Source organism: Ruminococcus sp. AM43-6, assembly GCF_003461785.1.
Classification (GTDB): domain Bacteria; phylum Bacillota; class Clostridia; order Oscillospirales; family Ruminococcaceae; genus Hominimerdicola; species Hominimerdicola aceti.
Genome location: NZ_QTXU01000015.1, coordinates 1 through 22,974 on the forward strand (window position 1 = coordinate 1; position 22,974 = coordinate 22,974).

Here is a 22,974-nt window from a genome sequence, read left to right on the forward strand (position 1 = left end):
TGTCTATCTCTCTTTTCTTTTTTCTTAATTTTGTCCAATATCTATTGTAGCACTACAGGACACTTGAATTTCAGGTGTCCTTTTTTGTTGACAATATAAGACGATGATGATAAAATAAAAGGGTGAGCAATATTGAATTACTACGCAGAACTTCTTAATGAGTGCAATGCCTGCATATGTTCGGGTGTTCTGTCTGAACAAAAAAAGTTTTGTCACAAACTTATGGCTCTTGATCAACAATATCTCACCACTGTTCAGCGTGAATACCTTATAATGAAAATTGATAACTGTATAAGTAGTTATTACAACAGCTTGTCAAATGGTCGATTTTATTCATCTCGAAACAACAACGAACGTACTGATATAGCCGTATTAAATCGTACAGCAATGTATCTTGGGCATATGGTGAACAACACAAATAAAGGTTTGCTGCTTAAAGCTCTGTTCAAAACTTTGAGTCATAATAAATCAAAGTATGAGCCTTACGAATATGACAGACTTCTTGCAGAAATCGTTATTTCTGCATTTAAGATGTAGGTAAATAAAAACTTAAGGACACTTGAAATCTCAGGTGTCCTTTTTTGTTGACAAAAATCACTTTAAATGATAAAATGGGAGAAAACAATGAATGATAAGGTGAAGAAGAAAATGAAACCAAGGATATTTATTAGTTCAACATTTTATGATCTAAAATACATAAGAGAAGAACTTATGAGATTTATAGTTAGTAAAAATTATGAGCCAATATTATTTGAAAATGGAAATATTGGCTATACACCCAATAGAGCGTTGGATATTTCCTGCTATGAAGCAATGAAAAATTCAGACATGGCTATTTTGATAATAGGTGGCAAATATGGATCTCCATCGACAACTGATAACAACGAATTTAAAGAATATGTTTCTGTCACAAGGAAAGAATTCAGATCAGCAAATGAGAGCAAAATTCCTATATACACCTTTGTTGACAGCAAGGTATTTACCGAATATGAACTGTATGAGCGAAATATAAATGAGTCTGAAGCGATATTAAACATTAAATTCAATAATGCGGATAATATTAATATCTTTAAGTTTATAAATGAAATAAAGATTTTGGGATTACCAATGTTTCAGTTTTTGACAATAAATGATATAGAACACATACTGAACGAGCAATGGGCTGATCTCATGAAAAAATATCTCACCCAGCTTCGTGAACAGAAAACGGCAGAAACACTGCAAGATATATTGGAAAAGCTGGAGAACACTATTGGCGGAATTGATAATAAGGTCACTTTAGTAAGCAATAAATTGTATGATGGCAAACACGATGATTTCGACAATGAGCTTACAGTATTAACATTAAGCAACAGGATAAAAGCAAACATTAGAATATTTGAAAATAAAAGTTATAGCAAAGAAGAAAACATTAAAATGTTATTCGATGCATTGATATATGCTTTTTCTTTCATTTCAAAAGTCAAAGACATTTCAAGCAAAGAGTTTTCTGATATAATAGACAATTCTCTAAAACATAAGAATATACAATTCTGCAACCTGAATCATGATTTGCGTCGAAATGCCGACCTCTTTAATGCTGTTGCTAATAATACTAAGCTATATAATGATGTGTTATCTAAGTTAATGGAGAATTATGACGTTCTCGTTCGACAGTAAACCAAAAGTTAAACTTAATACAAACGTAAGGACACTTGAGTTTCAGGTGTCCTTTTTTTATAAAAAGGAGTAATTAGACCATGGAAAGAATATTTTACATTTCACTGGGTGCAGGTCTTTGTATATCAGGAATTTGTACGATTATAAGCGCATTTATTCCTGATAAATTCAGAATTTTCAAGAAAGGCAGGACAGAAAAATGATTTTTCAAGATAAAGAACACGAGAAAATGTTCAATAAGTTGTGCAAGGAAATGCCATATCTCGATAACTTTCATATGTCACTTGCTTACCTCCTCACATTGGACACTGTTTTGCGTGACCATATTGGCGCACTATATGACGTAAAAAAAGATGTTATTATTTTTGAGGGGTTGAACAAGCCTTTTCAGACGCATACGAGCTTGAAAACAACACGCCTTGCATTTAATCTTTGGAGCGGCACAGTTTATGATTCAGATCCACCCGAAACGTATATCGACAAGAACGGAGAGAGAGCATATATACCGAGCAAGTATTATGCACCCAACAATATCTTTAACTGCAACTATACGCCATTTTATATGGAAGCTCTAAGAATAAGGTTCGAGATTTTCATGTAAGTAATGAAATGGAGGTAATGGTATGAAAGTCAAGAACTATTGTCCTGAATTTGAAGAATACAAAACCATACGTCAGTGGGCGCTCTTAGGACAGCTGCCGAAAAAGGACGCTAAAGGCGTTGAACTTTGGGCGAATAAGAATTGCCAAGCTTCATATGTGTACTACAGCCCTGATGAGGTAGATCCTGCAACAGAAAAAGAGTTGCAGGATTTTTTTCAGCCTGAGAGGGACAGAAAAAATAAGCTGGCAAGACTTAATCGCAAGTGGCGTAAAGAAGCCGAGGAAAAGAAACGCCAAGAGGAACAGAAGAAGATATTTGATGAAGCGGTTGAAGCTGCCTTATTGCCTTATCGAGATTTGATATGGAAATTAACCGAGAAAACAAAAGAGCTTTATCCGAAAAAAGAGTATCCTAAATCAATAGTGATAGATACAGAAACCACAGGACTTGACCCTTTTCGTGATGAGCTATTGCAGGTATCTATCATTGACGAGGAGGGAAACGTTCTTTTTGACAGCTACTTCAAGCCACTCAGGCACAAAGAATGGTCAAAAGCAGAAAGCGTTAATCATATCTCGCCTAAAATGGTAGCTGACGCACCATATATAAACGAGAAAGCCGCTGAACTATATGCGATATTATCGCAGGCACATTGGATAATCGGCTATAACGTTGATTTTGATTTGAATTTTCTTGTGGGAAGCGATATCATAACAGATGAGGAGTGCAACGCCTTTCGTACTGAAGATGTGATGATACAATTTGCTGAAATTTACGGTGAATACAGTGTGTATCATGAGAATTATAAATGGCAAAAACTCACAACAGCGGCGGCGTACTATGATTATGATTGGAACGTGAAAGGAATTGAAGCACATAATAGCCTTGCGGATTGTTTTGCAACATTGTTTGTTTATCATAAAATACTCAGTGGAGAATAGCAGATAATTGACACATGATGAATAATATGGTAGAATGGAGTGTGTACGATGTTACTCAATACATCTCAGTTAAAAGAGCTGTATAACAGATATGACAAGAAAAATAGTTCACTCATATCGATACCATTCTCAGCAATATCTGATGAGCCGTTAAAATTTTATAAATGGTATGCAGCTCTATTTCAAATCGAACTAAACGTCAAAGCGTTTGCTGACGTTGACAGCAAACAGATCATAATATATAAAGGAACGAAAATGAAATACTATGCTACCATTTTAATACCCTACGAAAATCGAGAAGCCTACATTGACGCAGTGAATGAAATAAACCAAATCGTATCTTCCAATGGCTGTATCATTTTATTTGTATGTAATATTCCATATAACCTTGTTTCTTATCTTTCAATTGAAGCGAAACAAAATGAGGGACAGCTTATTGAAAACATTATCAAGAAATATGATTTGAGAAAAGAGTCATCGTTGGGGATCAACGAACTGTTCATGGAATTTTGCAACAGAAAATTCAATATGGCGAATATTCCACCTGGTTGCAGCAAAGCAGATATAACGCAAATATTCAGTGACACTTATTTCTTCTGTTCAAAATCCGATCTCACCAAGAAGGGATACAACTTTAATACTCATATTAGGAGGAAAAAAGTATTTATATCATACTGCCACGCTAACAAGGAATTGGTCTATGAAATAACAGAAGCCCTTGAATACAGCGGCATTGATCTTTGGATAGACAAAAAAGACATAAGCGTAGGTTCTCACCTGCTGGAATCAATCCTTGCAGGTATAGAAGAAAGTGATTTTGCCATTCTCTTTCTTAGTAATGCGACACTGTCATCAAATTACGGACAGTTGGAACTTAAAACAATAATGTCAGCGCTAACAAACAAGAAAAAAGGCTGGTACATAGTTAAAATAGACGATGTAGATGTAAATAACATCATGCCGTCATTAGGCGATTATAAATACTATGACCTAAGCAATGGAAATAAAACAGAGCTCATCAAGGATATCATCAATGCGATAAACGCTCAAAATTAAACAGCAATATTTGACATCACAAATCAATTGTGATATAATCTAGTTTGGAAAAGGTAAACTTAAACGGTAGGCGGTGTCCTCCCACACGGAATGGTCTGAATATTGTCAGCCGAAAGGCTCAGGCAAAATAGGATATTCGGGAGGTGATAGAATGGACTTAGCTTTCTTTGTCTTGACTATCGTGCTGATTGTCGCTCTCAACGAGTTGATAAAAAGCATAAAAAAATAACCGCCCTCGACCAAAAGTTGCGGTTATTTTTTACATAATCAAAAACTGAGGATAGCCGTCTATGCGGTTTACCTTTTCTATATATAAGTATACATCACTTTAAGATATATGTCAAGTCTAAAAAGGAGGAAAACCATATGAAGAACACAATGAAAGCCATAGCCGCCCTGCTCATCAGTGCGACAATGATAAGCATAACCGCCTGTGGCAACACAGACACCACATCATCAGCCGCACCGAAAGCCACAACAACGGCTTCAAGCACAGAAGCTTCGGCAACTACCACAACGGAAGCCACACTGACCTCTCAGAGTGAGGAAACAACGTCCCTTTCGGCTACCACAACTACATCTGGAACGAGCAACACTTCTACAAGCAGTGGTAAATCTTCGACAACTACCAAGGGTGGCTCGACCGCAAAGGCGAACAGCTCTAAGGCTAGTAATGGTGGAACAGTAAATAATCAGAGCTACAGCCACAGCACCGCAAACAACGGCTCAGGCAACAATAGCTACAACAGTGACAATAACAATAACAACAGCTATCAGCCACAGCAGACGGAACGTCAGACAGAAAGACAGACAGAGCGTCAGACAACGACTAAAAAGCAGACCACCACAACGGCAAAGAAAACACAAGCCCCGAAGCCAAAGCCGACTACAACTACAACGGCTAAGCCAAAGTTTAAGCTGACACAGAATGATATAGACAGAGTGGTTAAGGAACTTCAACAATATAGTAATGAAACTTGTGACTTTGACGCTATCTTCTATACCGAGCAGGAAATGTGGGATAACATAGCCACAAGAAATCTTGACAATTCATCGTGGGGTACTCCTTACACAGTATTGCCTGACACATATTCATCATGTGACGAACTATATGGTGTTGTAAAAGGCGGTATTAAAGATTTGTATGGGCGAATAGGTAATGACCAAGCTCACATAGTTGTGTATCAGCAATGGCATGGTGATGGCTCAGCAATAAATTCAGGTGGAAAGCCTGCATGGGAAATATACCTCCTTTACTGATATAAATTAAACTGAATAGAGTTTAAAAGCAATTCGATTTTCTTTCGGATTGCTTTTTTTATTGCGGAAATTCAAGTCCTATGGGCTTTTTAGATATATAAAAAATTTTTAGGAGGAAAACAAATGAAAAAGAAAAGTCTTTTCAAACGTCTGAGCAGTGCTGCAATGGCTCTCCTGCTCAGCTTGTCGGCATTAACGCAGGGCATAACAGCCTCAGCGTTCTCCGATACCAACAAGGCAAGTCAGCAGTGGCTTAACGAATGGAGCTATGACTTCAGAGGTTCGGGTCTGCCTAACGGCTATGACATTGAAACAGGCAAGTCAAATGACACCCACTTCACAGGCTATTGGGCAAGCTCAGTGCCGTATTTCTCAACATCAGACGGCAGCTATGCTTATTGTATCAACTTTGACAAGCAGCATACAAGCGGAACAACATCTAAGCAGGAAAAACTTGAGGACTATGTGAAAAAAGCATATGTGCCTGACGCAATGAGAAGGCAAATAAAAGAGTTTACCATTTACAGCTACAAGGGCAAAACTCAGTACGGCTACTCAAAAGACACAGAGATATGTGCTTCAAGCATAATGGCTCAGGCTGTTTCGGCAAGATATTATGATGAGTCTACAACCGGACTTTCAAGCAACGAAACAAAGTTGCTAAACGCCTACAGCTATAACGGAAGTAATGCAAGCAGTCATCATAAGGAATTGGTTGACTGCTACAAAAAGATGAAAGCTGAAATGCTTTCGCACTATGATGTACCAAGCGGAACATCAAAGGCGTCTTACGGCAAGCCGCTCGACAAAGCTTCATATCCTGCAAAATATGATGTCAAGACAGGCAAGTGGACAGCAAAGCTCAAGCTTGACAGTCTTTCACAGTTCAGCGTTTCAAAGCCGAACTCAGTGACTGTTACACACTCAGGCTCAAATATGACTATCACAGCAGACAATGAGAAAGATTTGAAAAACGTTGTTTTCACGCTCACAAAGACAAAGGGCAAGTATGTTGAACACATAGATGAGTGTTCACCTCTTATCCTTTCGGGCGGCTCAGACGTTCAGGAAATGGTGGTTTCCTGCTATGAGGACAAAGACCCTGTTAAGGCTTATCTGAAAATAACAACACCAATAGGCTCAGCTCACCTTGACAAGAGCTTCACAGATTACTTTGACAACAAGCAAACAGGCACAGCGGATATGTACAAAGCCGTCAAGTTCCAGTTGGCATACAAGGACGGCAACAGCTATAAGTTTGTAAAAGCAAGCGGCAAGGACGGAAGCTACAGCTTCACTGACCTCGCTTCACAGGCTACAGACCTTACGCCAAACAATAAGGGTGATATTGATGTAACAGGTCTGCCAGAGGGCGATTATGAGTGGAGAGAAATATCCACGGCAGACGGATATATGATTTCATCAAAGAAAGCTATCACTGTTACCGCTGACAAGACGGCTAAAACGGAGTTCGTCAACAAGGCTTCTGCTCCTGACAAGGGCAAGATAACAATTCACAAGCGTGACGCTGAAACAAGAGCTGACCTTGCAGGCGCAAAGTTTGAAGTGGCAGCAGCCGAGGATATCTACGTTGGCAACGGCTATTGTATCTACCCGAAAGGAACAGTTATTGACACCATAACCACAGGCACAGACGGCATAGCTGAAACAACAAAGGCTATCTACAAGGGCTATAGCTACACAGTGACAGAAATTGAAGCACCAAAGGGCTATTCGATTTCTGATGAGCCAACACAGACTATCAAGCTTGTTGAACAGCAGGCGGAGTTCGTTGTAGATTTTGATAACGAGCAAAACACTATTCCTTTTGAGATAACAAAAACTGACGTGTCAACAGGCGAGCTTATCCCTGATTGCACCTTTGAAATTCTTAATGAAAATAAAGAACAGGTCATAACTGGCACAACGGACGAGAACGGCATTGCACATTTTCAGCTTGCTATAGGCAAATATTTCTACAGAGAGATATCAGCACCAGATATCTATGAAATTGACGATACTCCGTATCCGTTCGAAATAACAGAAAACGATGATATCGTCAAGGCTGAAATGACAAACAAGAAGAAAAGTGGCTCTATAAAGGTCACAAAGATAACAACAGGCAATCTCAATATCGAGGGCATTAAGTTCTATGCAACAGGCATTTCAGACACTAATAAGGACTTGAAGTTTGAAGCGACAACAAATGAAAATGGCGTAGCAATGTTCGATAAGCTTGTAATCGGCAAGTATGTCATCACAGAGGACGGCTCAACAGTTCCTGCGGCTTATCTTGTTGCTGATGAGCAGGAGGTCACGGTTGAGTACAACACAACCGCAGCAGTCAAGGTCACTAATGAGGAAAAGACAGGCTCTATCAAGGTTCAGAAAAGGACTGAGGGTCAGAAGAATGTTGAGGATATCACTTTCTACCTCAAAGGTACATCAGACACAGGACGTGAAATAAACATTCCTGCAACTACCAATAAGGACGGCATAGCAGTTTTTGAGAACGTACCGATAGGTACATACAGTATCATCGAGGACGAAGAAACAGTGCCATACGGCTATCTCGTTGCCGATGAAAAAGAGGTCACTGTTATCTATGCGGAAACTGTTGACGCAGAAATACTCAACAACGAGCAGACAGGCTCTATCACAATTCACAAGACAACTGAGGGTCAGAAGAACGTTGAGGGTATCACTTTCTATCTGAGAGGTACATCTGACACAGGACGTGAGATAAACATTCCTGCAACTACCGATAAAGACGGCGTAGCTGTCTTTGAAAACGTACCGGTAGGCACATATAAAATTATCGAGGATAAGGAAACCGTGCCATACGGCTATTTGGTCGCTGCTGAAAAAGAGGTCACAGTAACATATGCAGAAACTGTTGATACTGACATACTCAATGCCGAGCAGACAGGAACAGTTAAGGTACACAAGAAAACAGACGGAATGACAAACATCGAGGGTATCAGATTTATTCTTTCGGGTGTGTCTGACACAGGCAGAGAGATACGCATTGAAGCCGTCACCGACAAGGACGGACTTGCGAAATTTGAGGGCGTTCCAGTTGGTACATACACTATCACAGAGGACGGCTCTACAGTTCCTTATGGCTATCTTGTTGCTGACTCAAAACAGGTCACTGTAACATATGCTCAGACAGTGGACGCAGATATGTTCAATGAAAAAGTTCCTGACACGCCAAACACTGGTTCTTCCGACAATGACATTGACGGCAGAACAGTTCTTGGCGGTGTGGTAGTTATACTTGCAGGAGCTGCTATCGTGATGTTCAGCCGAAAGCGAAAAGAAAGATAATTGATGCTGTCTGAAAAAAGACAGTAAAGGGGATTGATTATCATACATGAAGAAAGCCCCTGCAACTGGGCAGGGGCTGGGGAGGGGGATTAAGTATACAGTTTTAACGTTTATTAATATCATTAGCAAATTTATAAATGACATTTGTTGGCTCATTAATGGTACATTCAATGTTGAACAAACGAGAATTAGACCACTTTCCTAAAACAGCAACTGGATAACCTGTGAAAGTTCCAAATGTACCAAATAGATAATCTTTAATCTCTTTTATTTGATGTGTTTCCATATATACAGTGCTATTGAGAACTCTGATCTCTCCGTATTTTGTAACTGCTTTCGTTTTTAACAAAATAAACTTCTTAGGAAAATTATATATAATTGTATAACCAACAACCAAACGTAAGCCTGAAAAGCCCTTAAATAAACCTTTACTGCATATATTACGACTATCAACAATTATATCATTTATAGTTGTTTCATTTTCGTAAATTGTATCTAATGAGTTAGTTGTACAAAAATAAAACAAATCTTTGGTTGTATTGATGTAAGTTTTTCGTGAAGCGTTCTGCTTTGGTTGCTTGTTAACGTGAATTGTTGGTGCTTTTTTTATTGGTTTTCTAATATGAGCATAAATATCCTGCAACGAGGATTTAACAATATCATCATTATTAAGATATTTAGTTAAACCCATATCATAAGGACAACCCTGTACGTGTGGAGTACTATGCTTATGACAAAAATGTGCCTTTCTTTCACTGTTTATCCCTTTAATAAAGTATTCTGCTTTACATTGAGAATTAAGGCAAAGAAATGTGTCATTCAAATCGGTGACGTTACTTGCACAAACCACATCGTTATATTTTTTTGAAATAGCGTAAAACATCTTAACATCTCCATTATTAAAATCAAGAGGACGAACATTATGAATACATTTAAAGAATTAGAAAATTACTATAAAAGTAAGAGCTACTTGACATATCATGCGGCTAATGAGCATGAACAACTGCTGTTATTTTATCCAAATTATAAAAGCACAAAGATATACGTCATACATAAAAGTGATGACTCTAAGTGGTTTGACCTTGGTTGCCTTGAAAGAGGCGATGATGAAAAGCTCGGTGTTTCATTTTATGACGGCTGCGATAACAATTTTGATAAAATGATAGCGAAAATGAAAGGCGTAGATAAGGCAGCTGAGGACTACAGGTTTACAATCTTTTATGACCCCGACACGGATACTTATTGGGTAGACAATTCATTAGAGCTGTTTTTTGAAAATCAAAAGGAAGTTATAATGACGTATTTGAAAGATAATGGGTATGATTTGATAAAAGTATAGCATATTTATGCGCATATTGCAAGCATTTAAAATAGAAGGAGCTTCTGCAACAGGGCAGGGGCTGGGGAGGTAGGATAATGTGAGCACACTTTTTTTGATTATCTGCTATGTACTTGTAATAGGATCTTGGTCTTTGTTGTGGTCAATATACACTGGTGATCCTCTATATATTTGGCGAAAACCAATCGAAATTATTAAGAAAAAAGGAAAGCGTTTCAAGGTGAAATCATGAAGATACTCGATATCTTATTCGTTGTATTTGAATTGTACAATTTTGTCGGCTTGTTTAAACTAAGAAAAAGTGATAAAAAGGAAATAAAAGAACAAAAAGCCACAGAACACATGAATGAGGAGCTGATAAGAATGATAAAACTAAGAATACAGGGTTTACCTGCAGAAGTTGAAAAGTTCACAGAACAGCTGAAAAAGGACGGCTATCACTTTTTGATGGAGAGTGATGACTATCCTAACAGAAATTCGGAGTATGTAAGAAGATATGTGGAGGTAATGCTTGATGAAGATCAGGATCAATAGGTCTTGCAGAAAACGCCGTCAAGACCGCCGCAGTGGTATGGGACGCTGCCTTTGTATCGAGCCAAAGCGTTTATGCAATGAAAGCAAAAAGCTGATAGTTGTTGACCCTATGTCTAATGTCATAGTCGTGACAAAGGAAAAAGATTATGGAGCAAAAAATGAATGAGTATAGATACTTTATAGCAGACGATAACAAAACAGGAACTCTGATTTTCAGTAATGAAATAAAGGGCGAAGATATGCTGCTTCTTGTCGGATACGTTATCTACTTTTACAATGCAGCGTCCGTTGATGATATCGTAGACAAACTTGTAACCATGTATGGCTTTAGTGTCAGGAAGGAACATATTACAGCTTTTGACCTCAACACTAATCCTGATACACCTTATACATACTATGACCTTATTGATGAGGGCGGCTATTGTGAAAGTGATGGATATATGTACACCGATATTAACAGAATAAAAAAACTCTTTTCAGGGGAAAAATCACAGAAGATGTTACGCACTATCAGTCGATTTTCCAAAAGAACATTTTCCTAGAATCTGTTAGTATACAGTTGTAATATATTTTATCGTCCTGTTTGTTGATTTCCATTTTAACATAGAATGATATTAAACAGTTGAAACAATCATTATCCTTTATATTTATGTGTTCATATACTTTTTCAGACAAATATATGGAACAAATCATTGGTAACTGTCTTTGTGTTAGATTGAAAATATACAATTTATGACCATTGCGATGCTTTTTGCAACGGACTCTTACCTTTCCATAAAAGATTTTTAACTGATCAACATCAGCCTGAGATAATCCATTTGTAATACGTTTTTTAGGAATAGCATACTTAACGGCTGTGCGTTCAATTTGATTTTCAGTATTTGTAGAAACTTTAGATATCTTATTCTCTATAACAAAAGGATTCCGTGCAGCTTTCTTCTCTGAAAAACAGGATAATATAACAGCTTTAAGCCTATTTTGAAGTCTGTCCAGTGATTTTTCGTCATTTTCCAATAGTTCCAACTGATGATTTGTCGCTCTTTTGCATTTAAAAGAACAAGTGTCTGCGTGACTTTCTAAATTGCGGGTTGAGAAATAGTTAGATTTCGTTGTACATGAATTATAAGTCAAATGTGGTTTTTCACATTCAGGGCAGAAAAGATTATTCTTGATTTCATTATATAGATCTAACGAATTTGTTGCTAACTGAGTTACATCTTCAATAGACAGCATTTTTCTTTGTGATCCATTAATATAGAGTGCTTCTTCAAAAACCATATCTTGTCACCTCAATAATTATTTTAAACTATTTTCACATTAACAGTTTATTAATCACACATATTATAGCACATAATTTGAATTTATGCAATATAAAGACAAAATATGTGTCTAAAAAGAAAGGATGAGATTCTTGTCAAAGCTTAAACAATTAAGGTTTACCATTTCAAGAAATGGTGACAAGGCAAAAACTGTTCTCAAAACTTCATACGATATTGTAAGTTTACCATACTTGCTAACATATGTTATGGGACTCTTTTTTGAGGAATATGCGAACGAAGGCGTTGGCTTTAGCACAAGTGAGCTTACTAATATGCTTTTGACTATGTACCCAAAAGATTTTGCGGTATCAGCGGAACAGGCGGATCTTGTTATTGATGATTTAGAAACATGGGAAAGAAATTGCAGTTCATATGATACCATAAGAACAATAAGAATTTTTAAGCCAAAGGAATTAAATCTTTCTGAAAAGCTATTTTGTAAATTAAAGAAACACTTCAAGCAGAATGGGTTTCATGCCGTGTATGCCGAAACAAACGAAGAAAGCCTGATTATTTTTTACAGACCCCAAAGTAATCAAAGAGTATTCGGAATACGAAGAAACTGTTATTCTAAAAATGGCAATAGCATAGAAATTGGTCTTTTAATAAATGAAAACACATTTTTGTGGTTTAAGACAGCAGCTATCGTTTCCTATAAAAAAATTTTAAAATCGATATTCAACGATGTGATACAGGAAATAAATAAAATCACTATTGATGAAAAAGCATTGCCACAAGATATTTTTCTTAATCCTTATGTGGCGTGTTTGGAGTATCTAAGCAAATATGGGTATTCAATAAAAACTATAGAATGGGAGTAAAAGCAATGAAAAAACTCAAAAAACATTTCTTCTCAAAGCTTGCAAAACTACATAAAAGGAATAGTGATAGACCACAGATGTATAACTTGAAGGGAATATCTTCTGACGGAAAAGTTGTGGAGTTCCCGTATATTTCTGCTGATAAATGTGGAGTTATCAATATAAAAGGACTTCCTGTTGGAACATATAAGTTCACCGAAGTTATAAATGACACACAGCAATAATAATCGCAAACACGAGCGTGTGAAGAAATTCATACGCTCTTTTATTATATAAAAATTTTGGAGAATATTCAAATGAAAAAGCTAATCAAGCGTAATTTCTACAACATCACTTTTATTATCGCAAATGCAGTCAACTCGATAATTGTTGTCAATAACAAAGCAGATTGGTCAATTCCGTCAGAGTATATTAAGGCAAGAATACTACCGATCATGATACTTCCTGCACTTATGGGATTGATCTTTATATTAGCTGAAAAGAGAAAAGAATAAGGAGCTTTTGGAACGGCTGCTGTGATGTTCAGCCGAAAGCGAAAAGAAAGGTAATTGATACTGTCTGAAAAGGCAGTAAAAAAGGGATCAATTTATCATACATGAAGAAAACGCCTGCAACGGGGCAGGCGCTAACATTTTAGTGTGCTCTATTATCTGACTTTTCATTATAAACCCATGCCATTACATAAGGCAAATGGAGTAGCAGTAAAATAATCAAATTGGTAAATGAAAATTGTTTTATTACATAATTCAAAGAATGTTCCCACGAATTATGAACAGACATTATTATCAACAAGAAATATCCTATTAATAAACTTGGTAACACAAGGAGTAACGCAGTGTTACCAAAGTGAAGTAACTTTTGATATTTTTCGCCCACTTGGTTTATAAATGGTTTTTTATGTTCAAATTCTATTGAAAAAAACAAATAAAACAACCCCTTAAGTAGGACACTTGTATAGATTAGTATAATAATGAATTTGCACGCAGCAAAAACTAGCAACTCTACAAGGATATACATATCATATTCAGTATAAAGAAGCTGATTTAGTTTAATTTGGAAATTGTCATCCCATGTACATATATGTAATGTCAATATAATCAAGAATGCACCGAATTTGTTTTGCTTTGAAAAAGAATATAAATCTTTAATGTGTTCGTACACTATACACACCCCCTCTCCAACTATAATTATACAATAAAATTAATGCCAGTCAAGTGATTAAGGTATACTAAAAATGAACGAGAATAACCATACACCCATAAATTCAAGACTACTGATATTCCTACTGTTTATCAACTCATTAATGCTTGGATTTATTAAAGTGTATTTTAAAAGCAATACACTTCTTAAGACAAAAGTCGTTGTCATATGGCTTTTGATAAAAGCGGTTATTATACTTTTTAATGTAGGCTACATTAAGAAGAACATATACAATATGACACACAATAAAGAATACCAGACAAGTTCTATCGCAGTGATACGCAACACTCATTTGATGAGCTGCATATGTACTTTTGTGGCGTTCCTTATTATAAAAGTTTGATAGGAGCTGATAAAAATGGTAAAAGTACGCATAGAGGGTTTGCCCGAAGAAGTTGAAAAGTTCACAGAACAGCTGAAAAAGGACGGCTATCACTTTTTGATGGAGAGTGATGACTATCCTAACAGAAATTCGGAGTATGTAAGAAGATATGTGGAGATAAGGTTAAAAGAACAGAGTAACCTAGATACATAAGTGTGTCACAGTGACACACAACTTAAAATCGTAAACCTGAGCGTGTGAAGAAATTCATACGCTCCTTTTATATGCGAAAGGAGAAACAACATGAATACTGAAACGCCAAAGAAAACTAAGTTTGATATCTTGGAAGAAATCATGATAAGCTTTCAAGATGATTACGAAACAGACAATGCTCAGACCCATTGGGTGAAAACCTACAAAGGGCGGCGAGAGCGATTAATTCAGCTGCAAGAGGAAGAATGTGAACTACAAGCGAATGTAATTGATGACGCTCACGATCTAGGATTTGTTGAGGGCGTAAGATATGCGCTCAACATCATGGATATGACAGATACAGGCAAGAATAAAGCGCTTTTGGAGCGGCTCTTAAATATTCTTGAAAAATAAAAGAGGGGAAACTTAAATGGATAAGCACGATAAGTATGAAGCTGTAAAACAAGCATGGTTTGAAATCAATGAGCAGCTGAGGAACAATAAGCAGGAATACATTGATTATCTCAAATTTTCTGCAAAGATGTATAAGCAGCCGTATTCAGACACTGTGCTAGTATATCAGCAGAATAGAAACGCAACAAAGATCGCTGAGTATAAGAAATGGGGACGTCTAGGGCGATATGTAAGACGTGGCTCTCACGGCGTTGCTGTTTTTGGCAAAAATCACACTTGCAGATATTTATATGACGTCACTCAGACAGGCGGCAAAGAGTTGCCTGAGATGTGGACACTTACTGACCGCAATACACCTGAGCTGCTCAATACGCTTAATAACCGATACAATATAAACGCAGGATCGGTCAAAGAATGTATCGAAGCAATGACAGCAAACAGTCTTAATTCTGCGCCTATAGCTGAGTCAGTACAAAATGCAATATCTCAAATGGGACTTGACACAAAACAGGCTGAGGTATACCGCCATGCACTGGATTCTGTGGTGCAGTTCGTTGTTTCTCAAAGATGTAATCTTTCAGGTAAAATAGATCTGCATACCGATGTTGATGTAAGCGCTCTTGACCTTATCAAAAATGCAAGAGATATGATTCTTTTCAGCAGAGCTGTTCAGCACGCTGCCAAAGACACGCTGTTTGAAATTGAAAAAGAAGTTATCGCAATTGACCGCAAAAACGAAGCTCTTGACAATGCCAAAACCGCAAAGCAAGAAAGCACGTCTGATAGGGTTGACGATATACTCCAAGACCTTATAAAGCTTAAGTTTTCGCAAGAACAGGTACTTGCATTAAAACAGGCTGTGGTGGCAGCTGCACAAAATGGTGAACATAACATACGGCATTGGGTAAGCGTCCGATATTCGCCCGACGAACTGCGGCATATATCATCTTTATTATCTGATTACTATGCTCAGAGTGTCATTGAGCAAACACTCGATCCAAAGGGCATACTCAATGATTACTATACATATGTAAATGAGCTCAATGGTCGGCTGAAGCTGTCAGATATGTTCTCTCACCATGATTATAGTGATGAACAAAAAGCCATGCTGCAGCAGGGTTTTTCTGAGGGAATTTCTATTACTGTTCTTAACGAGGTCGATGAACGGCTAACGGTAGACGAGATAAAAACATTCTTTGAGATGTTTCATCAGGCAGTTGACGGACAGATAGATCCACATGATGTTCAGATATATCTTGATAAAGCTGTAATAGAGCATTCAAAGCAGAACGTTCAAGCGGTTGAAGTCCAGAACAACTCTGCCGACACAATCTCAGCAGATGTTACTCAACAGGACAAAAAAATAGAACCATCAAGAATTATAGGTTTGGCTGAAAACCAGCTACGCCCTGCTGTTCCTAATAGCTCTACAAGCAGTATAACAGACTCCTCTGGAGTTGTCAAGAGTGAAAAAACATTTGCTGAACAGATAAATGATGTTTTAAATGGCGTATTCCCAAAATACTCAAATCTAAAGGTTTGTGATACACCACAAATTCTTGTGGATATCGGCTGTGATCGGCTTCCTATGTTGTATACGCAAAGACATTTAAAAGACGCTCTACATGAAAAATCCCCGAACAATGCACATTGGCACGGCTTAACACTAGAACAGATATGTAATATCCCACATCTTTTAGAAAGCCCTGCCATAATAATGGACTCACTTTCTCCAAACAAAAGTGCTGATAAAAGTATAGTAATTTGTTTAAATAACGTTGATAATGATAATGCACCGATAATCGTAAGTGTTAAACCAAATGGGCAAGGCATTTATGAAATGGAAAATGTATCATCAAACTTTATCACAAGTATTTATGGAAAAGAAAATGGGTTTGCAAACTATGTTGAACGTGCTGCAAAATCAAATAATATTCTGTTTTGGGACAAAGAAAAAAGCCAAGCACTGTTCTCGTGTCAAAGGCTCCAATTGCCTGAGGCGATAAACAATCTTGACTCTAATATTATTATACACCAAAGTCGCAATATTGTCAAGGGTAAGCAACAAGAAAATAGTGCCGATATAAGTTCAAATGATGTTAAATCATTCACTACTTTATCCGAGCCTACGATAACCTGTGAATGGAGCGAAAGCAACTACTTTGAGGACGGCAAGACCTACAGTGTTGCAGAATTTGACACGCTCATGGAACAGGCTGACAGTGAAATGGTGGCAGGAGCAAAGGCTGCAATAGAGAAGTACGGTTCAGCAAAAGCATGGTATGAAGCAGACGCTGATGACGAATTCTCACAGTTTATGGGCTATGATAAGGTCAAGTTTACTATCAATATGCCTGACGGACAAACGATCACTGAACGCCAGGACGCAGGTGACGGATACGGCGGCGTTATTGATTTTCTGAAAAGATACTCAATATACAGATCGATCATACCTGAGCTTGAAGCTGCAAAAGCCGCACATATGGCAGAACTGGTCGATGAAGTGCCTACACCTACAAATGAAACACAGCCTGAAATAGACAAGCTTTTGGGCAGGCTTAAGCTTGATTGTGATTACTATCTGAAAACAGGTGCAGAAAAGCACTTGTGGGCAGAAACAGTTGAAAAACAGATAGCTAAGATCAATGAGCTGTATGAGAAAATGCCTGAAAACGCCTACTTCACCAGAGAACAGATTGATGATTATGAAAAGAAAATGCTGGCAATCAAAAATGGCGAAGTCGAAAAACCTATACCATATGAAACGCCTACAATTGCTAATAATGTTCTGTCTGAAGAAAAAAAGACAACACCGCCTGTTTCTGAAAGCACCCCTATATCTCCTACATCTGATGAACAGATTTCACTCTTTGAAACACCCCCTGCTTCTGAAACCGTCACTATACCTGATAAAGATGTCAAAACCGAAAAGGTAGAAAATCCAAAGAAAAATGTCAAGGCAAGCACATACCACTTTGACCCTGACAATGTTGTTGTGGGCGGAGCTGCTGCTCGATGTGACGCAAATATAGCTGCTATTGAAACATTGCTGAAAATAGAGAGTGAAAAGCGGCTTGCGACACCTGAAGAACAGAAGATAATGGCTAGGTACTCAGGTTGGGGCGGAACTGCTCAGGCTTTTGTCGCAGATAATGAGAATGTTTCTGCTGACAGTTGGGGAGCAAGGCAGACTCGTTTAAGAGAGCTTCTGACCACTGATGAGTATAGTGCTGCAAGATCATCAACACTGACAAGCTTCTATACACCGCCAGAAGTCATAGACAGCGTATATCTTGCTTTGGAAAGATTTCAATTTGAGGGTGGAAACATATTAGAGCCTAGCATGGGCGTTGGAAACTTTTTTGCAAAAATGCCTGATGAAATGAGGGCAGATTCAAAACTTTACGGAGTTGAGCTTGACAGCATTTCAGGACGAATAGCCAAGCAGCTCTATCCAGAGGATAATATCCAGATAAAAGGGTTTGAAAAAACAACATTCAAGAATAACAGCTTTGACGTGGTCATAGGTAATATACCGTTTGGAGATTATGGCATTGCAGACAAAGCCTATGACAAATACCACTTCAAAATTCATGACTATTTCGCCGCAAAAGCAGTAGATAAGGTAAAGCCTGGAGGAATTGTTGCCATTGTGACTTCAAAATTCACAATGGACAAGAAAAATGATAAAGCGAGAAAATATCTTGCCGAACGTTGTGACCTTTTAGGTGCAGTAAGACTTCCTTCTGGAACGTTTAAAGACGCAGACAGTGTTACAACAGATATTATCTTTCTGAAAAAAAGAACAACAATGACCTCTGTTATACCAGACTGGGTACACGTTACTCAAACAGCAGACGGTATACCTTGCAACAAATATTTTGCAGATAACCCCGATATGGTACTTGGTACTATGGCGTGGGACGAGCGTATGCGAGGAAAATATGGTGCAGACAGCAAGGTAACGACCTGCTATGCAAACAGTGACACTCCCCTTGCACAGCAGCTCATAAATGCCATTTCAAAAATAGACGGCGTTATTGATACTGTGGAAACTGAGCTTGACAATGGGACAGCTGAGATACTCCCTGCTGATCCAACTGTCAGGAACTTCACTCATACCATTGTTGACGGAGATCTTTATTTCCGTGAAAATGAAGTAATGGTCAAGGTCACAGAAACAGGCAAATCGCTTGAACGCATGAAAGGGCTTCATACTCTAAGGCAAGCAACTATGGAGCTTATCAATGCCCAAGCTGACGGCTGCACTGATGAACAGCTTGCAGAACTTCAGAAAAAGCTCAACAGCACATATGACAATTTCAGAACAAAGTTCGGAAACATCACTGACAGTGCCAATTCACGCTGCTTTTCTAATGATGATGACTACAACACTTTAGCTGCACTCGAAGTCGTCAACGTGGAAAATAAGACAGTTGAAAAGGCTGCAATATTCACAAAGAGAACGATACTTCCAGATATTCCAGTTTCAAAAGTTGATACAGCACTAGAAGCACTTCAAGTGTCAATGGACAGATTGGGCAAGGTCGATATTCTCTATATGTCACAGCTCACAGACACTACGCCTGAAAAGGTTATCGCTGACCTTGGTGATGAAATATTCAGAGATCCTGCCAAAGTTAAAGACAATGACCCATATTCAGGCTATACGGAGTCATCTGAATATCTGTCAGGCAATATCCGTGATAAGCTGAGAATAGCCAGAGATCATGCGGAGCATATTGACAGCAGCTACAACAAAAACGTAGAAGCTCTAATGAAAGTTGTGCCAAAAGACCTTGATGCAAGTGAGATTTCTGTAAGGATCGGTGCAAACTGGATCGATATTGCAGATTACAACAAGTTTCTGAATGAATATGCAAAAGCAAATACATACTTATACCCTGTCACAAGAACAACGCTTGGCGAATATAAGATTGAGGGAAAATATCAAGACCATTCTATTGCCGCAAATCAAACCTACGGTACAAACCGAATGAGTAGTTATCATATTTTTGAAAATCTGCTTAACCAGCGTGATATTTTAGTTCGTGACAGACGAGAGGAGGACAGTAGAGTATGGTATGAGATAAACACTAAGGAAACACAGCTTGCAAAAGAGAAAGCTCGTTTAATGAAGGAGGCTTTTAAAAACTGGCTATGGAACGATATGGGTAGACGTGAAAAATACGTTGCAAAGTATAACTATCTGTTCAACTCCATAAGGGGCAGAGAGTATGACGGCTCACATCAAACTTTTCCAGGCATGAACACATCAATAACGCTGCGGAAACATCAATCAAACGCCATAATGCGTGCAAAGCTTGGTGGAAACACGCTCTTTGCACATGAAGTTGGTGCAGGAAAAAGCTTTGAAATGGTTGCAACTGTAATGGAGAAGAAACGTCTTGGTCTTATAAACAAAGCCTGCGTAGTTGTACCAAAGCACCTTACGCTGCAAATGGCGAGTGAGTGGCTGCGGCTATATCCAAATGCAAAACTGCTTGTGGCAAAACCTGAAGACTTTACCAAAGCCAATAGAAAGCGTTTTATTGCAAGATGTGTTACTGGTGACTATGACGCCGTGATAATGTCATTTACTCAGTTTGAAAGAATACCTATGTCAGACGAGTACAAAGAGCAGTTCATGCAAAAAGAACTTCACGATATCATGAGTGCGATATCCGAAGCAGGGAGAAAGGATAAATCATCAGTAAAAGCCCTTGAACGTCAGAAGAAAAACATAGAGGAAAGGCTTGAGAAGCTGCTTTCTTCTCCAAAAGACTCATCATTGTGTTTTGAAAAGCTCGGCTTTGACTATCTTGTATGTGATGAAGCACATAACTATAAGAACTGCTTTGTTTCTACAAAAATGTCAAATGTGGCAGGCGTACAAACAACAGCAGCACAAAAATCAGAGGATATGCTGATGAAAACTCAGTATCTCAACAACAAGTACGGCTGCAACAATATACTTTTTGCCACAGGTACACCTATAAGCAATTCCATGGTGGAATTTTACGTTATGCAGCGTTATCTCAGACCAGATCTTCTCGAAAAAGCAGGATTGCAGAACTTTGACGATTGGGCGAGTACATTCGGTGAGGTGGTATCACAGCTTGAAATCAAGCCTGCGGGCAACGGCTTTCAGATGAAGAACCGTTTCAGCAAGTTTGTGAATATTCCTGAGCTTATGCAGATGTATAAGGAATTCGCTGATATTCAAACAGCGGATATGCTGAAACTTCCTGTGCCAAAGCTTGAAACAGGCAAGCCGATAGTAATAATATCAAAGCCAGACGAACGTCAAAAAGCATACATGAAAGAGCTTGCCACACGTTCTGAAACGATACACAGCGGTACTGTCGACCCACGGCAGGACAATATGCTGAAAATAACTCATGAAGCACGCTTGCTCGGTCTTGACACTAGATGTATTTTCAAAGACGCTCAGCCTGCACCAGACAGCAAAGTGATGAAGCTTATCGATAACCTCGAAAAGAACTATAAAAACACTATGACAGAAAAAGGCGTTCAAATAGTATTCTGTGATATCGCTATCAACGAGGACGAAACACACTTCTCTGTGTATAAAGCTATAAAACAGGCACTTATGGAGCGTGGAATACCAGAGAAAGAGATCTGCTTTGCAGGCGACGCAAAGACAGACAAGGCTAGGGACGAAATGTTCAAAAGCCTGCGCAAAGGCGAAAAACGTTTTATCATCGCAAGCACTTCAAAGCTTGGAACTGGCGCAAATATTCAGGATAGGATCTGCGCAATTCATCACCTTGACATACCATGGAAGCCCTCTGACCTCACTCAGCAGGACGGACGTGGAATACGGCAAGGCAACAGATTTTCACAAGTAGGAATATATCATTATCTTACAGAGGAAACCTTTGACGCATACATGATGGGCATTATAACAAACAAGGCGAAATTTATAAATCAGATTTTGACCTCAAAAAGCCCTGCAAGAGTTTCAGAAGATGTTGACGAAATGGTACTTACATACTCTGAAATGCAAGCTATAGCGAGCGGTAATCCTATGATAAAAGAGAAAATACAGCTTGACAATGATGTTGCAATGCTGAAAACCCTTGAAGCAGAACACAAGAAGTCAATTTACAAAATGCAGGAGTTGGCAGAGAAAACTTTGCCGAAGCAGATAACACATTACTCTGAACTTCTCGCAAAATCCAAGAGTGATATGTCTAAATATCAGGAACAGCAGGCGCTGAACAAGGAGTTTGAAATGACAATAGGCGGCGTCAGATACGATAAGAGAGAAAATGCAGGAGAACAAATTGCCGTGGCAATGGCAAAATGTACTGCCACAGGTGAGCCTATAGAGCTTGGAACGTATCGTGGCTTTAAAGTCACAATAGAACGAAATCCGTCAGCAAATACATTTTTTGAGCTTGATACGCCTTGTATCGCTGTTCTCCACGGAGAGCTTACTTATTCATGTGACGTTGCCACAGATAATGGCGTGGGAAATGTCAGAAGAATTGAAAATCTTGCAGGAATACAGATAAATCAGAAGCTGTGTTCTCTTGAAGAACAGCTTGAAAAAGCAAACAAGGATCTTTCAGAAGCTCAGCAAAATATGCTCAAACCATTTGAGCATGGTCAAGAATTAGCCGAAAAGACAAAACGTCTTGAATATGTCAATGCACAGCTCAGTGGAAATTCGCAGAATAAAAACCACACTCCTGAAAGTGCTATAGAATTTAGGTTTCACAACAATAAATATCAGGCATTGATCGGCACTAATGAAAAATCAGAATGGTGTGATGTAGTATCAAAGGGTGGCAAGCTCATCGCTTCATCAGATACAAAGATCTATAATCTGTCTGAAAAAGAAAGCGATCAATTCCGCAGCTATGTGTTTAATGGCGGCAAAACTGACACAAGCAAGAATAATTCCTTACTGGAAAAGCTTAAGCCAAAGGCGCTTAAATTATAAAACATTGAGAGG

The 22,974-nt window shown here is 38.3% G+C and carries 20 protein-coding genes; 18 read left to right on the plus strand and 2 right to left on the minus strand.

The window, feature by feature from the left end; genetic code table 11:
- Positions 1 to 132: 132 nt before the first annotated feature.
- The 8 genes from DW938_RS09005 (at position 133) to DW938_RS14790 (ending at position 8,849) form a co-directional block, all read left to right on the plus strand.
- Complete coding sequence (locus DW938_RS09005) at positions 133 to 537, plus strand: hypothetical protein (protein ID WP_117934633.1); 405 nt, start codon at positions 133 to 135, stop codon at positions 535 to 537.
- Between the two features lie 87 nt (positions 538 to 624).
- Positions 625 to 1,659: a DUF4062 domain-containing protein gene (locus tag DW938_RS09010; protein ID WP_181984402.1), complete on the plus strand. Its 1,035-nt coding sequence runs from the start codon at positions 625 to 627 to the stop codon at positions 1,657 to 1,659.
- Between the two features lie 80 nt (positions 1,660 to 1,739).
- On the plus strand, positions 1,740 to 1,862 hold the full coding sequence (locus DW938_RS15270; protein ID WP_278278288.1) for a hypothetical protein: 123 nt from the start codon (positions 1,740 to 1,742) through the stop codon (positions 1,860 to 1,862).
- A complete protein-coding gene (locus tag DW938_RS09015; protein WP_118124557.1) occupies positions 1,859 to 2,260 on the plus strand; it encodes a DUF6075 family protein in 402 nt (133 codons plus the stop codon). Before DW938_RS15270 ends, DW938_RS09015 begins: the two co-directional genes overlap by 4 nt.
- A gap of 22 nt (positions 2,261 to 2,282) precedes the next feature.
- Positions 2,283 to 3,203 (plus strand): 3'-5' exonuclease, encoded by a 921-nt coding sequence (locus DW938_RS09020; protein WP_118124558.1) that lies wholly within the window; start codon positions 2,283 to 2,285, stop codon positions 3,201 to 3,203.
- Between the two features lie 48 nt (positions 3,204 to 3,251).
- Positions 3,252 to 4,259, plus strand: a complete 1,008-nt coding sequence (locus DW938_RS09025; RefSeq protein WP_118124559.1) for a toll/interleukin-1 receptor domain-containing protein — start codon at positions 3,252 to 3,254, stop codon at positions 4,257 to 4,259.
- A gap of 366 nt (positions 4,260 to 4,625) precedes the next feature.
- Positions 4,626 to 5,519: a hypothetical protein gene (locus tag DW938_RS09030; RefSeq protein ID WP_118124560.1), complete on the plus strand. Its 894-nt coding sequence runs from the start codon at positions 4,626 to 4,628 to the stop codon at positions 5,517 to 5,519.
- A gap of 123 nt (positions 5,520 to 5,642) precedes the next feature.
- Positions 5,643 to 8,849 carry a SpaA isopeptide-forming pilin-related protein gene (locus tag DW938_RS14790; RefSeq protein ID WP_181984403.1) on the plus strand — a complete coding sequence of 1,069 codons (3,207 nt, stop codon included), beginning with the start codon at positions 5,643 to 5,645 and terminating at the stop codon, positions 8,847 to 8,849.
- Between the two features lie 103 nt (positions 8,850 to 8,952).
- Here the strand turns inward: DW938_RS14790 and DW938_RS09040 are convergent, their stop codons facing one another.
- Positions 8,953 to 9,732: a hypothetical protein gene (locus DW938_RS09040; RefSeq protein ID WP_118059448.1), complete on the minus strand. Its 780-nt coding sequence runs from the start codon at positions 9,730 to 9,732 to the stop codon at positions 8,953 to 8,955.
- A 39-nt stretch (positions 9,733 to 9,771) separates the two neighbouring features.
- On the opposite strand from DW938_RS09040, the gene DW938_RS09045 reads away from it, so the two are divergent.
- The 4 genes from DW938_RS09045 to DW938_RS09060 all read left to right on the plus strand — a co-directional run bounded on the left by DW938_RS09045 (position 9,772) and on the right by DW938_RS09060 (position 11,264).
- Entirely contained in the window at positions 9,772 to 10,188 is a 417-nt protein-coding gene (locus DW938_RS09045; RefSeq protein ID WP_118059447.1) for a hypothetical protein, read from the plus strand.
- Positions 10,189 to 10,551: 363 nt separating this feature from the next.
- The gene (locus DW938_RS14795; protein WP_181984404.1) at positions 10,552 to 10,722 is read left to right on the plus strand and encodes a hypothetical protein; all 171 of its coding nucleotides are present in this window, start codon (positions 10,552 to 10,554) and stop codon (positions 10,720 to 10,722) included.
- The gene (locus DW938_RS09055) at positions 10,703 to 10,888 is read left to right on the plus strand and encodes a hypothetical protein (RefSeq protein ID WP_117934608.1); all 186 of its coding nucleotides are present in this window, start codon (positions 10,703 to 10,705) and stop codon (positions 10,886 to 10,888) included. The genes DW938_RS14795 and DW938_RS09055 overlap by 20 nt, the downstream gene beginning before the upstream one ends.
- Positions 10,881 to 11,264: a hypothetical protein gene (locus DW938_RS09060; RefSeq protein WP_147342370.1), complete on the plus strand. Its 384-nt coding sequence runs from the start codon at positions 10,881 to 10,883 to the stop codon at positions 11,262 to 11,264. Before DW938_RS09055 ends, DW938_RS09060 begins: the two co-directional genes overlap by 8 nt.
- On the opposite strand, the gene DW938_RS09065 is transcribed toward DW938_RS09060, so the two are convergent.
- Positions 11,233 to 12,000, minus strand: a complete 768-nt coding sequence (locus tag DW938_RS09065) for a hypothetical protein (RefSeq protein ID WP_117934602.1) — start codon at positions 11,998 to 12,000, stop codon at positions 11,233 to 11,235. The two genes, DW938_RS09060 and DW938_RS09065, sit on opposite strands and share 32 nt — an antisense overlap.
- Positions 12,001 to 12,133: 133 nt before the next feature.
- On the opposite strand from DW938_RS09065, the gene DW938_RS09070 reads away from it, so the two are divergent.
- The 6 genes from DW938_RS09070 (at position 12,134) to DW938_RS09105 (ending at position 22,962) form a co-directional block, all read left to right on the plus strand.
- The gene (locus DW938_RS09070; RefSeq protein ID WP_118124562.1) at positions 12,134 to 12,862 is read left to right on the plus strand and encodes a hypothetical protein; all 729 of its coding nucleotides are present in this window, start codon (positions 12,134 to 12,136) and stop codon (positions 12,860 to 12,862) included.
- Between the two features lie 5 nt (positions 12,863 to 12,867).
- The gene (locus DW938_RS09075) at positions 12,868 to 13,086 is read left to right on the plus strand and encodes a hypothetical protein (RefSeq protein ID WP_118059442.1); all 219 of its coding nucleotides are present in this window, start codon (positions 12,868 to 12,870) and stop codon (positions 13,084 to 13,086) included.
- 72 nt (positions 13,087 to 13,158) lie between these two features.
- Entirely contained in the window at positions 13,159 to 13,356 is a 198-nt protein-coding gene (locus DW938_RS09080; RefSeq protein ID WP_118124563.1) for a hypothetical protein, read from the plus strand.
- Positions 13,357 to 14,420: 1,064 nt separating this feature from the next.
- Positions 14,421 to 14,597, plus strand: a complete 177-nt coding sequence (locus tag DW938_RS09095) for a DUF3970 family protein (RefSeq protein WP_118124566.1) — start codon at positions 14,421 to 14,423, stop codon at positions 14,595 to 14,597.
- A 90-nt stretch (positions 14,598 to 14,687) separates the two neighbouring features.
- Complete coding sequence (locus DW938_RS09100; RefSeq protein ID WP_118124567.1) at positions 14,688 to 14,990, plus strand: hypothetical protein; 303 nt, start codon at positions 14,688 to 14,690, stop codon at positions 14,988 to 14,990.
- Positions 14,991 to 15,006: 16 nt separating this feature from the next.
- Entirely contained in the window at positions 15,007 to 22,962 is a 7,956-nt protein-coding gene (locus DW938_RS09105) for an LPD25 domain-containing protein (RefSeq protein WP_118124568.1), read from the plus strand.
- Positions 22,963 to 22,974 lie beyond the last annotated feature (12 nt).